General features: G+C 47.2%; 1 protein-coding gene. It reads right to left on the bottom strand.

Translation table 11 applies throughout. The features are described from left to right. On the bottom strand, nt 1-372 hold a 372-nt coding region (locus CIK04_RS24175; protein ID WP_142995006.1), incomplete at both ends, for a hypothetical protein.

The following is a 372-nucleotide window of genomic DNA, read 5'->3' on the forward strand; positions in this document are numbered from 1 at the left end:
TTGCCCGCAAACCATGCAGTCGTCAAGTTACGCATATCCAAAGTAACATTGCGGCCACCCGCCCCCTCACCAGCTYCCCGGGATGCACGGACATCCACCTTGATGTCTAAATCCCAAAAAGAACGACCAAGCATTAATCGGGTTAACGGCTTTTCCATGTAGTTAAGCGGATAACTTGGGTTCATTTGACCAGAATAACCACCAGCCTCATCACCATAGACCATGTTCAACCGGCTCAACTCAGATTTCACCTCTTCTGGGCAATGAGTATTACCGCCTGCCACATCATTGGTGTAACAGTTTAAGAATTGAGTAAAACGCTGGAAACCTAACTCATCATCACTCTGTGATTCGTAGCGATAATCAAGGTCG

It is taken from the genome of Vibrio sp. 03_296 (assembly GCF_002265885.1).